This is a genomic window from Pseudomonas sp. HY2-MNA-CIBAN-0224, assembly GCF_040310285.1.
Lineage (GTDB): Bacteria > Pseudomonadota > Gammaproteobacteria > Pseudomonadales > Pseudomonadaceae > Aquipseudomonas > Aquipseudomonas helleri.
Genome location: NZ_JBEOPQ010000001.1, coordinates 122,190 through 139,308, shown reverse-complemented (window position 1 = coordinate 139,308; position 17,119 = coordinate 122,190). Strand labels below are relative to the sequence as shown.

Below are 17,119 nucleotides of genomic sequence, written 5' to 3'. Positions count from 1 at the left end.
CTTTTTACTGATGCACGGCCAACTGGTAGGCCGTGTATTTGCGAATATTGATAACGCCGGTGTCGAAGATCAGGTATTGACCCTTGATCCCCATCAACGTGCCTTCAACGACAGGGTCTTTGTCCAGATTAAAGCTCACGATCTTGCTCGGGTACTGCTCGACCGGGTAGCGAATCTCGATAGGCTCGACGCTATGCAAAGGTTGTACCGCCTGTAGCCCGAAACGTTCCTGCAAGATCTGCAGGCCTTCTGCGCAACTGCCAAACAGCTCATCTCGTACCGCCGCCAGATCCACCGGCTGAGCATCGCCCTTTAGCAGTGCGCGCCAGTTGGTACGGTCGGCCACTTGGGTGCGCAGCAGGTCCTCGACAAACCCCGACTGCTGGCGCGTTGCCACACGCACGATCGGCAACGCCTGGCTCGCGCCCTGATCCAGCCAGCGGGTCGGCAGTTGCGTTGCACGGGTAATGCCGACTTTCACGCCTGACGAATTGGCCAGGTACACCACATGGTCAGTCATGCAGAACTTCTCGCCCCACGATGGCTCACGGCACGTGCCTGCGTCGTAATGGCAGCGCTCCGGGCTCATGATGCAGACATCGCACTGCGCCAGTTTAGTCATGCACGGGTAGCAATAGCCCTGGCTGAAGCTTTTTTTGGTTTTGCGTCCACAGTGGGTACAGTTGATCTCCCCCAAAAACTCCAGACGCAGTTGAGTCCCGATCAACGGATTGACCGGCACCTCGGTATCGCCCAAACGAAACGCATATTGAACGGTCGGCTCTTGCAGGCTTGCCGACATTTTGCTGATTGCACCGCGACCAATCTCAATCAATGGATAGCATCCGACTTGAACAGGATGTTTGGCACGGGCGCCGACTTGGAGCTGCATTCTTGCGGGCCCATGTAGCCGGTACGTTCTTCTTCAGGCAGGTTTTGCACTTCCCAGGCGATCATCGCCTGCAACGACAGCTCGCGCTGCTCGGCGGTCAGCTTGTTGCCATCGGCCCACTTGCCGATTTCGACCGCCAGTTTCAGGCTCTGATAGATATCAGGGGTGATGTTTTTAATCATTTCATTGAAAGAGGACATGCTTTTCTACTCTCGAAATACGGATGAAATTAAACCTGTTTGCGGCTGGCCCACAGCCCGCCCAGCAAACCGGTGAGGCAACCAATCAGCAACCCGCCGACGTGGGCTGCGTTGGCGATTTCGCCAAAGCCGATCATTGACACCAGCCCGGACAGGCACAACGCCAACCACACCAGCATCATCACCAGCACGCCTTTGGGCAGGTGATAGACCGGGTTGGGCGCCATCACCTGGTAAATCCACACATGCCCCAACAGACCGTACAGCACACCCGACAGCCCGCCGAACAGGCTGGGCCCGCCAAACAGGTATTGGGCGAAGTTGGACACCAGGCTGAACAGCAAGCTCAAGCCCACCAGATTAATGCTGCCCTGACGTATTTCAACCCGGCGCCCGAGTTCCCAGAACCACATGCCGTTCATGGCAATGTGCAGGACACCAAAGTGAATGAACATCGGGGTGATCAAGCGCCACCATTGCCCGGAGGCAAGGCTTTGCGACAAGGGGGTGAATTCTACGTACTGGCCATGAATATTGAAGCCGACAAAGGTCAAAGCACTCAAGGTGGACAGGTTGTCACCCAACTGCGTGATCACCGCCACGATGATGCAGATCAGCAGGATGACAGCAGTGGCCGGGCTGGCCTTCAATTGCTGGGCAAAGCCGGGGCGGCCCATTGCTGCCGGGCGTTCGGCAATCGGGATCTGGTTATCAGGGTCGCCCAGCGGGAATTGCTCATACAGCCTGCGCACATCGTCAGCAATCTCCGAAGGCGCCCACAACACTTGCTCGCCCGCCTCTTCGCTGACCCGATGGGGCACTTGCATGCGTTTGAGCAATGCCACAAAGCCTGCGAGGTCGACCGAAATAGGTAAACGTAAAACCTCCACCACACTCATTGCACAGCCTCCGGGCGCTCTACATCCACCCATACAAACTTGGCGGGATCGAGCCGGGTTTCTTGATCAAGCCTGTAGGCCACTAATTTTCCGTAAAGCACCGCGCTGTAGTCCAGGCAGGCCAGGTTTGGCCGTATGGGCGCTGGCTCACCGCTGCGCCAATAGTGGCCGACAAACAACATCGGCTCATCGACGGGATAGCGCAGCAAGGTGCCTTTTTCTGTCGAAGACAACGGCTTTTGCGCCACGCGCTCAGGCAATGCATCGGGTTGAAAGACAATATCGCCGTAGGTCTTGGGGTCGTCTTCCCAGAACTTGGTCCTGAAGAACGCCCGCGTCAGGCCGTCGCCGCCGGTCAACGTCAGGCCATCCGGCAAGCGCATGTCAGTGCCGCGCAGCAGCCGGTTGAAAGCCAGATGAGCAAAACTGTCTGCGTACGCGGCCGCCTGCACAAACGGCTGATCAATACAGCCGTCAGGGTATTGGGCGCGCAGCGGGGTTATCACGTCAGCGTCCCAACAGGCGTGCACCACCCGGAAGCGCCCGGCGTCAACAAACAGCGGCATGTCATAGAACCACTGCACAAAGTCGTGCCACTCGTCGGGGTACTGGGCGAACTGCTCAAGGGTTTCGTGGATCAGCCGGGTGTGCCGCGCATTGTGTTCGCGCACATGCTCTTTACCACTGCCCGGCGGGGCCGGTGTGCACCAGCCCAGCGCGTTGAATTCATGGTTGCCCATCAGGCACAGCGCCTGACCGGTCCGGACCATGTCGTAAACGATATGCAGCGACTCGCGAATTCGCGGGCCGCGGTCAATGATGTCACCGAGAAACACCGCCATCCGTTGCGAGTGTCGCCAGATACCGGCGAGTTTGCGATAGCCCAGACGTTCCAGCAGGTGCTCAAGGGTATGAGCACAGCCATGCACGTCACCGATCAAATCGTAACTGCGCGCAGGATCGAGCATCAGTCGCTCCTGCCGCCCAGTCGGCTGCCCCAGCCAAGCTTGGTCCGACACACTTCATAGTAGTTGTGGTCCAACGGGTGGATCAGACGCAGCTTTTGCGCCTTTTTGCTGACGGTAATGGTATCGCCCGGCGCGCAGGTGAAATGGTTCTGACCATCGCACGAGACTTGCGGGTAGATCTGCATGTCCTTGGCCACGACGATTTTCAGTTCGCTGTTTCCATCGACCACAATCGGTCGGCTGCTCAGGGTGTGCGGGTACATCGGCACGATCACGATGGCATCCAGCTTGGGATGCATGATCGGGCCGCCTGCCGACATGGCATAAGCGGTAGAGCCGGTGGGCGTGGCGACGATCAGACCGTCAGCCTTCTGGCTGCAGACGAACTGGCCGTCGATGTGCATTTCGAATTCGATCATCCGCGTCGACTTGCCGGGGTGCAGTACCACGTCATTCAAGGCATCGCCCTGGCCGATGGCTTCACCGTGACGGCGAACTTCGGCTTGCAACAGAAAGCGGTTTTCAACTTTAAAGTGGCCATCGAGCACTTCGGCGACTTTGACCTCCAGCTCATCCGGGCGGATATCGGTCAAAAAGCCCAGGCTGCCACGGTTAATGCCCAGCACCGGGACATTGTGGCGAGCCAGTGCGCGAGCGGCGCCGAGCAAACTGCCATCACCGCCGACCACAATCACCATGTCACAAACTTCGCCGAGCATCTTGCGCGAGGAGGTCTGCAAGCCGTGCCCGGGCAATACCTCGGCAATGGTGTCTTCGAGGATCACGTGCATGTGCCGCTCAAGCAGGAATTTTTTCAGTCGGCGAACCGTATCGAGCACCTGAGAACTGCCCAAACGACCAATAATGCCGATATTACGAAATTGCTCCATGAGGCTCCTGCAAGGTTTTAGGCGTGCGAAAACAGCGATTATGGTCGAAACACGACAATAGACAAAACCCTTTCAGGCTACGGGAGCTATGCTCGCACAATGATCCTCTTTCCCGACTTGCTCAACCTTCCCCGCCAATTACGTCACCCTGAGGTGCGTGATTTGGCGTGGGTCATCCTCGCCCCGCCCATGCTCAGCCAAACCCCGTGGCCACAGCGCCACCCGCTGGCTGGCAGCGACTGGGTGCAGGCACCGGACCAACTGGAGCACTGGTTGCGAGCGCTGGACCAGCACAGCGAGCCGTTGCAGCAGTGGCTGGCGTTGGCCACCACGCGCCGACTGGGGCGCTATTACGAGCGGCTCTGGCAGTTTGCCGTCGAACATGCGCCGGGGGTTGAGCTGATCGCGGCCAACCTGCCGATCCGCTTGGGCGGCCACACCTTGGGTGAACTGGACCTGTTGCTGCGTGATGGTGACGGGGTTCACCACCTGGAACTGGCGATCAAGCTGTACCTTGGCCCGCAGCAGGCCGATGGCCGCGATCCCGGCAACTGGCTGGGCCCCGGCAGCAATGACCGCCTGGACCGCAAACTCAAACACTTTAGCCAGCACCAACTGCCAATGTCCAACCGCCCAGAAAGCCGGGAGATCCTGGCCAGGCTGGATATTCAGTCGTTCACTGCCAGCCTGTGGCTGGGCGGCTACCTGCTGTACCCGTGGCCGGGGCATTCGCTGCCGCCCGCAGGCGCACACCCGCAGCATTTACGCGGGTGCTGGCTGCATCAACGTGATTGGACCGCGTTTATCCACCAGAGTCCTGAAGGCTGCTGGCAACCCCTGCCCCGCCACGCCTGGCTGGCCCCGGCGCACGCAACGCCTGAAGGGTTATGGAGTAAACAACAGCTCGCCGTGTGGCTGGCCGAACTGCATCCGCAGGCGCCGGCACAACTTATGGTGCGCCTGGTTGAGAACGGCAGCGGCGACTGGGAAGAAGCCGAGCGTCTGTTTTTGGTGTCTGACCTGTGGCCCAACGTGCCCGGCAACCCTGAAAACTGACCCACCTCAGCTTTTTCCCTGACAGGCGTATTACAGTGAAGGCACTCCGTCGACCAAGAACGGAGGCCAAACCTTAACCGTGAGGAAACCCCATGTCCTGGAAAAGCACCCCTGAGCGCTATAGTCGTGTCTCCATCGCCCTGCACTGGCTGATGGTGCTGCTGTTTGTACTGATTTACGCCTCGATTGAATTTCGCGGCATCTTCCCGAAAGACAGCGACGGTCGCAACCTGATGAAAGACGCCCACTTTATGCTCGGCCTGACGGTTTTTGCGCTGGTCTGGCTGCGGCTGTTGGCGCGAACCCTGGGCGTCGCGCCGAAAATCATCCCCACGCCCCCGGCCTGGCAAACCGCGCTGGCTACGTTGATGCACTGGGCGCTGTACCTGTTCATGATCGCTATGCCGGTGTTGGGTTATTTGATCCTCAGCCATAACGACAAGCCGGTGTTCTTCTATGGCCTCGACATCCCGCCCCTGACCGCGAAAAACGTAGACCTCGCCAAGCAAATCAAAGGCTGGCACGAACTGGGCGCAACCATCGGCTACTGGCTGATCGGCCTGCACGCCCTCGCCGGACTCGGCCATCACTACCTGATCAAAGACAACACCCTGCTGCGCATGCTGCCTGAACGCTGATCTAGCGAGGGCGGTGCTTACGAAGCGAAGGCAAACCCCCGGCGGCCTTGCAAGCCGCCGGTGTGCACGAACACCACACGTTGCCCCCGGCCAATGCGCCCCTGCTCAACCGCCGCTTTGAGCGCCATCAAGGCTTTGCCGGTATACAACGGTTCCAGCGGCAAACCACTGGCCGCTTCGCTGGCCTGTATAAACGCCAGCAAATCTTCATCTACCTTGGCAAAACCGCCACGACTGGCATCGATCAGTTCAAAATCGCGCCCGATATGCCCCGCCGCTTGCAAAATTGCTTCGATTTGCGGCGCGACACCATGATCGTCCGGCACCGCCAACGCGCCGTACACCTTGTGCTGCCCCGCCTCACCCAACACCAGGCCGGCCAGAGTGGTGCCCGTACCGGCCGCCAGCCACCAGGCGTCGTAATCGTCCCAACCTGGCGCCGCCAGTTGCTCACGCACTTGATGCACCAGGGTCATGCAGCCCTGCGCACCCGGCAGCCCTCCGCCGCCTTCCGGCACCGGCTGCAATCCAGGGTATTGCGCCTGCCAGGGCGCCCAAAAGCCCGGGGCATGCCGAGCCCGATAACCGGCAAAGCCCAGCCAATGCAGGTGCATGCCATAACGCTCAAGGTCCAGCGTGGTCGGGGTCTGTTGCGGATGGCCGCGTAACAGACCGACCGTCGCAAAATCAAAGCGCTTGCCCGCCGCGGCCAACGCATGCAAATGGTTCGAATGGGCCCCGCCCAGGCTGATCAAACCCTGTGCGCCCACGGCGTGCGCGACTGTCAGGTGCTCGGTGATCTTGAACCACTTATTGCCACTGATCAGTGGGTCGATCTGGTCCAGGCGCAAGACCGCCACCTCGACACCGGCCTGTTGCAGCCAATCCAGGTGTAAGCTCTGCAACAGCGCGCGCGGGCGCCAGTCAATCAAAGGCAACATCGCCATCGTTCCCGTAAAAGGAAGCGAGTTTACAGCAGCCCGCCGCATCAGCAGACTGTCGGCTTTGGCTGAACAACCGACCAATAAACCGACTTCAACCCGAGCTTCTTGGTAAGGTGTGCGCCGACTTTTGTTGCCCGTTATCGTCCTGCGGGCTGCTGCACTTTTGTTTACTGACATGAGACACCCGGAACATGCCCGAGCCGATCCCTCTTAAAGATCACGACACCGAGAAACGGCTGGTCAATAAAAGACTGATTGCGTGCGCCCTGCTGGTCCTGGCGATCAGTTGCACGCTGATCGGCCGCCTGTATTTTCTGCAAGTCACCGAGTTCGATTACAACTCCACCGTGTCTGAAAACAACCGGGTCCACGTGCTGCCCATCCCGCCGGAACGCGGCCTGATCTATGACCGCAACGGCGTGCTGCTGGCGGATAACCAGCCCAGCTTCAACATGACCATCACCCGCGAACGCGCTGGCGACACCGCCAAGGTGCTGGACAACGTGATGAGCATCCTGCACTTGCCGGAAGAAGACCGCGCGGTATTCACCAAGGCCATGAAGCAGGCCCGGCATCCGTTTGACCCCTCGACCCTGTTGTACGAGTTGACCGAAGAGCAAATCGCCCTGCTGGCAGTCAACCAGTACCGTTTGCCGGGTATTGATGTCGAAGCCCAGTTCGTGCGCCATTACCCGCAGGGCGATCACTTTGCCCATTCGGTGGGCTATGTCGGGCGCATCAACGAGAAAGAAGCCAAGCAACTGGACCCCACCGAGTACCGGGGCACCCAGTCGATTGGCAAAACCGGCATCGAGCGCTTTTACGAGCACGAACTGCACGGCCAGGTGGGTTTTGAAGAAGTCGAGACCAATGCCCAGGGCCGGGTGATGCGTGTGCTGCGCCACCACGACGCGGTGGCGGGCAAGAACATTGTCCTGAGCCTGGATATCCACCTGCAAGAAGCCGCCGAAGAAGCCTTGGGCGACCGTCGCGGCTCTATCATCGCCATCGACCCGAAAACCGGTGAAGTGCTGGCAATGGTCAGCAAGCCCAGCTTCGACCCCAATCTGTTTGTGACCGGCATCAGTTCCAAGGATTACTCGGCCCTGCGTGACTCGGTCGACAAACCCCTGTTCAACCGGGCCTTGCGCGGCCTGTATGCACCGGGCTCGACCATCAAGCCTGAAGTGGCGATTGCCGGCCTGGACAGCGGCGTGATTTCAGCCTCGACGCGGGTCTTCGACCCCGGCTATTTCCAGTTGCCCAACGTTGACCACAAATACCGCAACTGGAACCACAGCGGCGACGGCTGGGTCGACTTGAATGCGGCGATCATGCGCTCCAACGACACCTACTTCTACGATCTGGCGTCCAAACTGGGCATTGACCGCATGCACGACTACATGTCGATGTTCGGCCTTGGCCAGAAAGTCTCGATGGACATGTTTGAAGAGTCGTCGGGCTTGATGCCGTCCCGCGAATGGAAGCGCAGCACCCGCCGCCAAGCCTGGTTCCCCGGTGAAACGGTGATTCTGGGTATTGGCCAGGGCTACATGCAGGTCACGCCGCTGCAACTGGCGCAAGCCACCGCGTTGATTGCCAACAAAGGCGTGTGGAACCGTCCGCACTTGGCCAAGACCATCGACAGCACCCCGCCCGTCGATGAAAACCCGATGCCGAACATCGTGCTGCACGACCCCAAGGAGTGGGAACAGGTTAACCACGCGATGCAATTGGTGATGCATGACCCGCGCGGCATCGCTCGGGCGGCGGCACAGGGCGTGCAATACCGGATCGCTGGTAAAAGTGGTACGGCGCAAGTGGTGGCGATCAAGCAAGGTGAGCGTTACGACCGTTTGAAAACCGCCGAGCGCAACCGTGACAACGCTTTGTTTGTTGGCTTTGCCCCGGCAGAAGACCCGCAAATCGTGATCTCGGTGATGATCGAAAACGGTGAAGCCGGTGGCCGTGTTGCCGGCCCGGTGGTGCGTAAAGTGATGGACGCCTGGTTGCTGGACAACCACGGCGTGCTCAAACCGCAATACGCCAGCCCACAGGAAAAACCCCACACCACCCCGCACGTTTGATATCACGCACTGGCGAATGCCCTGTAGGAGCGAGCTTGCCTCGCGATCCTTTGATCTTTTAAAAGATCGCGAGACAAGCTCGCTCCTGCACGGGTTTACTCAGTAACGCGCATCCACCGGTTTACCGCCCTTGGGCCAGTCCTTGGCCTTGTCGACGAAGTCTGGCCGGGGTTTGTGCGAGAAGTACTCGGCCACGTCCACGGCGTCCTGATCTGACAAGCCGCCCTGGCCCAACGGGAATTTCTCGTGAAAGCCGATCGGCATGTTGCGCTTGACGAACGCCGCCGCAGTGAAGGTACGCGCCATGCCCGCGCCGATATTGAACGACTCATCGCCCCACAACGGCGGGTACACATAGCTGCCATCCGCGTGTTTCAGGCCTTGGCCGTCATCGCCGTGGCACACTGCGCATTGCTGCGCATACACCACTTTGCCGTTGTCGACATTGGGCTTGATGCCCGGGTCGATCTTGCCGACCCCACGGCCCGCCACTTTATCGCCGGGGGCGGTGTTCATTTTCATCCAGTCGAAATACGCCACCATGGCCTGCATGTCAGGGGACGCGACGGGCAGCGGCTTGCCGTCCATCGAACGGCGGAAACAGCCGTTGATCCGTTCCTCCAGGGTGATGTCCTTGCCCGCACGCGGCGCATAACCCGGAAAGAACGCAGACACGCCCACAAACGGCGAGCCATCCGCCACAGTGCCCGCATTCAAGTGGCAACTGGTGCAATTGAGCGCATTGCCGACGTTGTCCGGGAGCAGAGCCTTGGTTTGCAGGTGCAGACGCATGCCGCGCACCACTTGATCGGCGTTGGATGCGCTCAACAGATTCGCCAGACGCGGGGTTTCAAAGGCGCTGGAATCAGTGGTCTGCGGGTCGAGCTGCTTGCGCATCTTGGCTACTTGCGCCGGCTTGATGGCCGCAGCGTCATTGCCCCAACTGCTGCGCATAAAGCTCAGGATTTCAGCGATTTCTGCATCGCTCAGCCTCGCGAAGCCGGGCATGGTGTAGACCCGTGGATGAGCCGCCGTTTGCGCGGTTTGCCAGCCGGTCAGGGTGATATGCAACAACGAGGTCGGGTTAGGCGAAAGGATGCTCGGGTTGCCATTCAAGGGCGGGAAGATGCCTTTGACCCCGCCGCCATCCGGGCGGTGGCAGTCGGCGCAAAACTGCGTATAACCTAGCCCGCCACGGGTGCTGAACAAGGTCTCAGGGGCAAGGGCCGGGGCGTTGGCCACTGCGGGCATCGGCAACTCGTCCTTGCCAGCTGGCAGCGATTTCAAATAGCTGGCAATGGCCGTCAGGTCGGCATCGGTGAAATGCTGGGTGCTGTGGTGAATCACATCGACCATGTTGCCCGAGACCGTGGCGAAGCGGTTTTGCCCGGTCTTGAGCAATTGCACAGTGTCTTGCACCGTCCACAGGTTACGCAGGCTCAACGCTTGCCACTCTTCGACCGTCTCGCCAGCCAGGTAGTGCTTGCCACTGCTGCCGGCATCGCTCATGGCTTTTTCCTGGAAAGCCAGCCCGCGCGGCGTATGGCATGAGCCGCAGTGCCCAAGCCCTTGCACCAGATAGGCGCCACGGTTAATCACGTCAGTCCTGGCCGGGTCAGGCACAAACGGCTGGGTGTCGAGGAACATCATGTTCCACAACGCCAGGCCCCAACGCTGATTGAACGGGAAGCTCATTTCAGATTCCAGGTTGGCGTTTTTGACCGGGGTTACGCCCTGCATCAGGTAGGCATACAAGTCCTGCATATCGCCTTCGCTCATCTTCGCGTAAGACGGGTACGGCATGGCCGGGTACAGGTGTTGCCCGCTCGGGGTCACGCCTTTGCGCATAACCTCATCAAACTGCTCAAAGCTGTAGTTGCCGATACCGGTGTCGCGGTCAGGGGTGATGTTGGTCGAGTAAATGGTCCCCATCGGGGTTTTCAGCGCCAGACCACCAGACATGGGCGCCGCGCCTTTGGCAGTGTGGCAAGCGATGCAGTCACCTAGCTGGGCAACATACTGGCCGCGCTCGGTCTGCGTGGGTTCGGGGGCGGAGCCAACTGCCGGGGCTGGCTCATTGGCGCAGGCTGCAAAGGTACTCATCAGCGTCAGACCGGCTATGGCCAGACGCGGGAAGGTTAAAACCATGGCGTTATTCCTTTAAGGCGCCGACCTGGGGTGGACCCCTCGGTGCGGACCATTATTTTTATGAACTCCTCATGGGTGGTTGTACCTGATAACAAAATGACATCGCTTGACCCGGATCACACCACACGCCGCAAGCCACGCTTAACCGCTGGCATAACAAATGCTTGGCTAGGTTCCAGCGCATCACACGTTGCGCAATGGGCAATGCAACGAACTGCGAAAAACCCGACGCTAGACGCGTCCTGGAGCGTAAGAAGGAACCTTGGAATGCCAGCACCTGTTACAGGCTCGTCGATTAATGTGCCCACGGCGAAAACCGTGGGTTTTTTAGTGATACCGAACTTCACCACTATCGGTTTTGCCTCGGCGATTGAGACCCTGCGCATGGCCAATATGGCGGCGCGCCGCGAGTTGTTCCGCTCGGTGATCATCGCCCCCAATATGGACCCGGTAACCGCCAGCAACGGCATGCGCATCCTGCCCGACTACGCCATTGGCGACGCACCAAAACTGGACATATTGCTGGTGGTGGGCTCAAACCCGATCGTGTCTCACCTCAGCAGTCGCCCCTTGCTTAACTGGCTGCGCAAACTGGCCCACGAAAAAGTCACCTTGGGCGGCATTTGTACCGGCAGTTACTGGCTGGCCCGTGCAGGCTTGCTCAAGGGCTATCGCTGCACCATCCACTGGGAAGACATTGAAACCCTTAAGGACCACTTCCCCGGAATCATCATTTCCAACCAGTTGTTTGAGATGGACCGCGACCGCTTCACCTGCTCCGGCGGCGTTGCGTCCATGGACATGACCTTGCAATTGATCGCCCGTGAACCGGGTGGCCGGGAGATTGCCGCCCACGCCGCCGAGCTGCTGTTGTGCGATCGGGCCCGTGGCGCGCAAGAGCAACAACGCGTGCCCCTACGGCAAAAGCTGGGGACTTCGCAGCCCAAGCTCAGCCAGGTGGTGGCGATCATGGAGGCCAACCTGGAAGAACCGGTCAGCCTTGAAGACTTGGCCCGGTTCAATGACGTGTCGGTGCGCCAGCTGGAGCGCCTGTTCAACAAACACCTGCAACGCACGCCAAGCCAGTACTACCTGGAACTGCGTCTGGCCCGCGCTCGAACCTTGTTGCTGCGCAGCGAGTCGCAAGTGCGCGACATCGCCCTCGCCTGCGGCTTTGTCTCGGCGGCGCATTTCTCCAAATGCTACAGCCGCCTGTTCGGCGTCTCGCCGGTTGGCGAGCGTAAGCAAGTAGCGTTGCACTGATCCCGCAAACGTAGAAGCGAGCTTGTCTCGCGATCTTTTGACTGTTTAAAAGATCGCGAGGCAAGCTCGCTCCAACAGAAACCCGCGCGTTTTTTGTTAATCCTGCAATGCCTTGTACGCGGTCTCGCGGCTGGCGAGCATCGCGATCAAGGCCACGGCGGCTGCCGCCAACAAGTACCAGGCCGGGGCCATTTTGTTGCCTGTTAGCTGGATCAACCACGTTGCGATAAACGGCGCGGTGCCGCCAAACACGGCATTGGCGATGTTAAAGCTGAAAGCGAAGCCGCTGAAGCGCACCCGCGTCGGGAATATCTCAGCCAGGAAACACGGCAAGGTGCCGTCGTTCATCGCCAGAATCGCCCCGAAAGCGATCTGAATCATCAGGATCACCATCAGCGACGGGTTGCCGAGCATCCCGAACAGCGGAAAGGTCAGCAGCAAAAACAGCACCGACGCCGCCACCAGCATTGTCTTGCGACCAAAGCGATCGGACAGTTTGCCCATCAGGAAGATCAAGCCGATGTAAGTCGCCAAAGACACGGTAGAGGCGATAAATGAATCGCTTTCACTCATGCCCATTTCTGTCGACAGATACGTCGGCATGTAACTGAGCAGCAGGTAAAACGCCACGGCATTCAAGCAGGTCACGCCGATCCCGATGACCACCGCACGGCGATGCACCGTGAGCAATTCACGAATCGGCGCGTGGGTCGCGCATTCCTTGGCCTCCAGACGTTTTTCCATCTCCAGGAACTTGGGGGAATCCTGCAAGCTGATGCGGATATAACGCCCGACCAGACCAAACGGTGCGGCCAGCAAGAACGGTAAGCGCCAGCCCCAGTCATGGAGGTTTTCGACGGTCATCAGCGCATGCAGACCCGCGACAAATACCGCACCGAACAACAGCCCGGCAGCAGTGCTCGCCGGGACAATGCTGGTATAAAAGCCGCGTTTGCCCTGAGGGGCATACTCGGCCAAAAACGCCGAAGCCCCCGCGTACTCACCGGAGGCCGAAAAGCCCTGCACCAGCCGGATCAACAACAGCAGCGCCGGAGCCCACAGGCCGATGTGGTTGTAACCCGGCAACAAACCAATGCAAAAGGTCGAGACAGTCATGATCAGAATCGACCAGGCCAAGGCGCTGCGACGCCCGTATTTGTCGCCAAAATGGCCCCATACCAGCCCGCCGATGGGACGCACGATAAACGACAGCGCAAACACCGCGAAGGTTGCCAGCAGACCGGTTGCCGCATCGGTCTGCGGGAAAAACGTCAAGGCGATGATGGTCGCCAGATAGCCATACGCAGCGTAATCAAACCACTCGACAAAATTGCCCAGAAAACTGGCGGTGGCCGCACGGCGCAAGGCCTTGCGTTCACTGCTGAGTTCGAGCTGTTGTTCGGCGGTCAGGGAAAGCGTGGACGAGACGGTGGACATGACAAATACCCTCATTGTGTTCTTGTTGGCAGGGGTAATGGGTCAGAAACGCTGCGCGTCTAAGGCGCGCATGCGTTGAGCAGGGCTTTGTAGTCGCTGCCGCAGGCTGCGATGGGTTGCGCAGCCTGCGGCAGCGGATACAAGTGTTCTATTTCTTGATGATGTTGTGCTGCGGGCCATACGGGAAATGGGTGATGTTTTCACCGCCCTGTTCGCTCACGATCAGAATGTCGTGTTCGCGATAGCCGCCGGCACCGGGCCGACCTTCGGGAATCATGATCATCGGCTCGATCGAGACCACCATGCCTGGCTCCAGCACCGTGTCGATGTCTTCACGCAGCTCCAGCCCGGCTTCACGCCCGTAGTAGTGGCTCAAGGTGCCAAACGAATGGCCGTAACCAAAGGTGCGATATTGCAGCAAATCGTGTTCCAGAAAGATCTCATTCAACTCCCGGGCAATGTCCGAGCAGCGCATGCCCGGCTTGATCAGCTTTAACCCGGCCTCGTGCACCTTGACGTTCACTTCCCACAGGCGCAGGTGTGCGTCGGAGCAATGATCCAGGAACAACGTACGCTCCAGCGCGGTGTAGTAACCGGCAATCATCGGGAAGCAGTTCAGGCTCAGAATGTCGCCTTTGTTGACCTTACGGGTGGTCACCGGGTTGTGTGCGCCATCGGTGTTGATGCCGGACTGAAACCAGGTCCAGCTGTCCATCAATTCAGAGTCAGGGAAGGTGCGGGCAATTTCCCGGACCATGGCCTGGGTCGCATGCAGCGCCACTTCGTATTCCGGCACCTGATCAGCCAAGGCCTCGACAACCGCCGCCCCGCCGATATCGGCGATACGCGCGCCATGGCGAATAATCGCGTGTTCTTCGGCCGATTTGATCATGCGCAGGCGCATGCAGGGTGCGGCGATGTCGACAAACTCCGCTTGCGGGTAACGGCTGGCGAGCTTGTCGCGATTGAGCAGGTTCATGTGATCGAATTCGATCCCGATGCGCCCGGCCTTGGGCAACGCTTGCTGGATGGCGACAAAGTAGTTGTCGCGCTGCCAGTCGGTGTAAACGATGTTGTCAGTGCCCATAGTCCGGCGCCAGGGCTGGCCGCCATCGATGTTGGCGCTGATGGTCACCACGCGGTCCTGCGTGACAACCAGTGCGTAGTTACGGCCAAACGAGCAGTACAGGAAATCACTGTAATAGTTGAGGTTGTGGTACGAGGTAAACACCGCGGCATCGATATTGTTCTGCTCCATGTAGGCACGCAGCTTGGCCTGGCGATGGGCGTACTCCTGGGCCGAGAACGTTGGGGTGACTTTTTCGCCGTTCTTGATCTGGATGGTTTTAGGCATTTGCATGTCAGGTACCCTTGTCGTTGATCGCACTTGAAAGCCGCCTGCGGGGCCGGCCGTTGAGGATCATTCGAACAGAAGCAAGACCGCCCTTTTTGTGCGAATCCGACCTGTAGTTGATCAGATCCGCTGTGCATCCACCGGGCTAGACAGATGACAACGTTCATCCTGTCCGTCATAGCAATTGCGCAGCATCGGTATTAGTGGGATATTCGCGAATGTGAAATATTCTCATTGATACCTTTCTCCTATGCCTAGCCCCACCCACCTGCTGCTGGTCGAAGACGATTTCCGGCTTCGCCACGACCTCGAACGTCATCTGTTGCAGCGCGGCTTTGCCGTCACCAGTTGCCCGGATGGTATTCAGGGCCTCAACGCCCTGCAACAACGCCCTTTTGATCTGGTACTGCTGGACATCATGTTGCCAGGCATCGACGGCTTGTCACTGCTCGAAGCCCTGCGTAGCCAGCAAAATGTGCCGGTGATGCTGATGTCGGCCCTGGGCAATGAACAGGACCGCATCACCGGCTTTACCCGTGGTGCCGATGATTACCTGCCCAAACCCTTTAGCCTGGCCGAACTCGACGCGCGCACCGATGCGCTGCTGCGGCGCATGGCCATGTTCAAGCCACCTGCGGTTGAGCGTGAGTACGGCTCAATGATCTTTGATGAGAGCGCCCAGGATGTGCTGCACAACGGCGAGCTGGCCGGGCTTACCGGCTCGGAGTTCAGGCTGCTGCTCACCTTGCATGAACACGGCGGCGAACCCTTGAGCAAGGCGTTTCTATATCAGCAGGTGTTGCACCGTATCTACACGCGACTGGACCGTGGCCTCGATGTGCACGTGTGCAATGTCCGGCGCAAGCTGGCGGCGATCGGCGCGCAGCATATTCAGATCCAGGCGATACGTGGCCAGGGCTATATTCTGGTCGACACGGAAAAACACTGATGCGCCGTCACCCCCTGCTGTGGAAGCTGGCGCTGATACAAGTCAGTTTTTGTTTGCTGCTGACCTGGATCATCTGGATCTGGGGCCTGTCGACTGAACGCCAGACCTACTTTCTGACGCCTGAAGAGCGCGATTACCTGGCCGAGTATGCCCAGCAAGCCGAAGACATTTGGCAGCAGCAAGACCGTGACGCACTGCAGCGCTTTACCCGTCAAGTCGCCGCCAAAGAGAACACCTGGGTCACGGTGCTGGGGCCGCACCTGGAAAGCTTGAGCAACACCCCGCTGACGCCCGAGATTTATCGCCAGCTGACCTTTATGCGCCAACTGCATTGGCCCATGAGCCGACGCCTGCAGGACGAACTGCCGTATGTCAGCATTCCGTTCCCCACGCATCCCGAGCAAGGGCAGTTGGTTATCCAGTTGCCCGAGCGCCTGTTGCCCAGCGGCCTTACGCCGTGGACCCATGTGCTCAGTCACGGCGTGATGCCGACCTTGCTCGCCGCACTGCTCGGCCTGCTGCTGTATCGAAATCTGGTGGTGCCGCTCAATCGCTTGCGTGATCGCGCCGATGCCTTGCGCGCAGATGACCTGGACAGCGAAGTGCCTTTGCCGTTGATCAAGCGTCGCGATGAGTTGGGCGAGCTGGCTCAAGCCTTCGAACACATGGCCAGCCGCTTGCGCCAAAGCCTGAATCAGCAGCGTTTGTTGTTGCGCACCCTGAGTCACGAATTGCGCACACCGCTGGCACGCCTGCGCATCGCCCATGACAGCCAGTTACCGGCGCAGCAGTTGCGCCAGCGTCTGGACCGCGAAATCGACGACATGCAGCGCTTGCTCGAAGACACCCTTAACCTGGCCTGGATGGACACCGAGCGCACGCAACTGCCCAGCGAGCCAGTGCTGGTGCTGTCGGTCTGGGAAGCCTTGTGCGAAGACGCCTGCTTTGAAAGTGGCTGGTCAGCCGAGCGTTTGCCTTGCCTGTTGGGCACCGAGTGTTATGCGCAAGTGCACCTCGACAGCCTGGCACAGGCCCTGGAAAACCTGCTGCGCAACGCCATTCGCTATTCGCCGCCAGATGGCAACGTCACCCTCAGCGGCTGGCGCGAAGGCGATGCCTGGCATTTGTGCCTGCAAGATCAGGGGCCCGGCGTGGCAGAAGAAGACCTGCCCAACCTGTTTGTGCCGTATCACCGCCTCAAAGGTTCGATCGGCGAAGGATTTGGCCTGGGCCTGGCCATTGCCCAGCGCGCCATCGAGCTACAACAAGGGCGCCTGTGGGCGACTAACGGCGAGACCGGTTTGTGCATGCACCTGTTGCTGCCTGCCCAGAAGTGTTTAGAAAGTTAATGCGCTTTACTCTCAATTAGCAGTCATTATCATTCGTGATCTTCT

The 17,119-nt window shown here is 59.3% G+C and carries 15 protein-coding genes; 6 read left to right on the top strand and 9 right to left on the bottom strand.

The genetic code is table 11. The features are described from left to right. Positions 1-4: 4 nt before the first annotated feature. The 5 genes from AAEZ03_RS00710 to AAEZ03_RS00690 are packed head-to-tail and all read right to left on the bottom strand — an operon-like array spanning position 5 to position 3,849. On the bottom strand, positions 5-835 hold the full coding sequence (locus tag AAEZ03_RS00710) for a DUF2797 domain-containing protein (protein WP_278940890.1): 831 nt from the start codon (positions 833-835) through the stop codon (positions 5-7). Next, entirely contained in the window at positions 832-1,092 is a 261-nt protein-coding gene (locus AAEZ03_RS00705) for a YeaC family protein (RefSeq protein ID WP_048370246.1), read from the bottom strand. The genes AAEZ03_RS00710 and AAEZ03_RS00705 overlap by 4 nt, the downstream gene beginning before the upstream one ends. Positions 1,093-1,121: 29 nt before the next feature. Next, positions 1,122-1,991 carry a rhomboid family intramembrane serine protease gene (locus tag AAEZ03_RS00700; protein ID WP_350575017.1) on the bottom strand — a complete coding sequence of 290 codons (870 nt, stop codon included), beginning with the start codon at positions 1,989-1,991 and terminating at the stop codon, positions 1,122-1,124. Beyond that, entirely contained in the window at positions 1,988-2,959 is a 972-nt protein-coding gene (locus AAEZ03_RS00695; RefSeq protein ID WP_350575013.1) for a metallophosphoesterase, read from the bottom strand. The genes AAEZ03_RS00700 and AAEZ03_RS00695 overlap by 4 nt, the downstream gene beginning before the upstream one ends. After that, positions 2,959-3,849 carry an NAD(+) kinase gene (locus AAEZ03_RS00690; RefSeq protein ID WP_048370239.1) on the bottom strand — a complete coding sequence of 297 codons (891 nt, stop codon included), beginning with the start codon at positions 3,847-3,849 and terminating at the stop codon, positions 2,959-2,961. The genes AAEZ03_RS00695 and AAEZ03_RS00690 overlap by 1 nt, the downstream gene beginning before the upstream one ends. Positions 3,850-3,948: 99 nt before the next feature. Here AAEZ03_RS00690 and AAEZ03_RS00685 point away from each other — a divergent pair, with 99 nt between their 5' ends. Both AAEZ03_RS00685 and AAEZ03_RS00680 read left to right on the top strand, forming a co-directional pair. Continuing rightward, positions 3,949-4,905 carry a DUF1853 family protein gene (locus tag AAEZ03_RS00685; RefSeq protein WP_350575010.1) on the top strand — a complete coding sequence of 319 codons (957 nt, stop codon included), beginning with the start codon at positions 3,949-3,951 and terminating at the stop codon, positions 4,903-4,905. A 92-nt stretch (positions 4,906-4,997) separates the two neighbouring features. Then, entirely contained in the window at positions 4,998-5,543 is a 546-nt protein-coding gene (locus tag AAEZ03_RS00680; RefSeq protein WP_123748960.1) for a cytochrome b, read from the top strand. A gap of 17 nt (positions 5,544-5,560) precedes the next feature. Here AAEZ03_RS00680 and AAEZ03_RS00675 read toward each other — a convergent pair whose 3' ends face one another. Then, positions 5,561-6,484: a 1-aminocyclopropane-1-carboxylate deaminase/D-cysteine desulfhydrase gene (locus AAEZ03_RS00675; protein WP_278940885.1), complete on the bottom strand. Its 924-nt coding sequence runs from the start codon at positions 6,482-6,484 to the stop codon at positions 5,561-5,563. A gap of 194 nt (positions 6,485-6,678) precedes the next feature. Here AAEZ03_RS00675 and mrdA point away from each other — a divergent pair, with 194 nt between their 5' ends. Next, positions 6,679-8,574: a penicillin-binding protein 2 gene (gene mrdA, locus AAEZ03_RS00670; protein ID WP_048370234.1), complete on the top strand. Its 1,896-nt coding sequence runs from the start codon at positions 6,679-6,681 to the stop codon at positions 8,572-8,574. A 99-nt stretch (positions 8,575-8,673) separates the two neighbouring features. Here mrdA and AAEZ03_RS00665 read toward each other — a convergent pair whose 3' ends face one another. Beyond that, positions 8,674-10,722: a c-type cytochrome gene (locus AAEZ03_RS00665; RefSeq protein WP_350575005.1), complete on the bottom strand. Its 2,049-nt coding sequence runs from the start codon at positions 10,720-10,722 to the stop codon at positions 8,674-8,676. A gap of 267 nt (positions 10,723-10,989) precedes the next feature. Here AAEZ03_RS00665 and cahR point away from each other — a divergent pair, with 267 nt between their 5' ends. Further along, the gene (gene cahR / locus AAEZ03_RS00660) at positions 10,990-11,985 is read left to right on the top strand and encodes a transcriptional regulator CahA (RefSeq protein ID WP_262125781.1); all 996 of its coding nucleotides are present in this window, start codon (positions 10,990-10,992) and stop codon (positions 11,983-11,985) included. A 96-nt stretch (positions 11,986-12,081) separates the two neighbouring features. Here cahR and AAEZ03_RS00655 read toward each other — a convergent pair whose 3' ends face one another. Both AAEZ03_RS00655 and creA read right to left on the bottom strand, forming a co-directional pair. Continuing rightward, entirely contained in the window at positions 12,082-13,422 is a 1,341-nt protein-coding gene (locus AAEZ03_RS00655) for an MFS transporter (RefSeq protein WP_282363128.1), read from the bottom strand. Positions 13,423-13,570: 148 nt separating this feature from the next. Continuing rightward, positions 13,571-14,782: a creatinase gene (creA, locus tag AAEZ03_RS00650; protein WP_350575001.1), complete on the bottom strand. Its 1,212-nt coding sequence runs from the start codon at positions 14,780-14,782 to the stop codon at positions 13,571-13,573. 244 nt (positions 14,783-15,026) lie between these two features. On the opposite strand from creA, the gene AAEZ03_RS00645 reads away from it, so the two are divergent. Both AAEZ03_RS00645 and AAEZ03_RS00640 read left to right on the top strand, forming a co-directional pair. Continuing rightward, positions 15,027-15,725 carry a response regulator transcription factor gene (locus tag AAEZ03_RS00645; protein WP_350574998.1) on the top strand — a complete coding sequence of 233 codons (699 nt, stop codon included), beginning with the start codon at positions 15,027-15,029 and terminating at the stop codon, positions 15,723-15,725. Continuing rightward, a complete protein-coding gene (locus AAEZ03_RS00640) occupies positions 15,725-17,074 on the top strand; it encodes a HAMP domain-containing sensor histidine kinase (RefSeq protein ID WP_350574995.1) in 1,350 nt (449 codons plus the stop codon). Before AAEZ03_RS00645 ends, AAEZ03_RS00640 begins: the two co-directional genes overlap by 1 nt. Positions 17,075-17,119 lie beyond the last annotated feature (45 nt).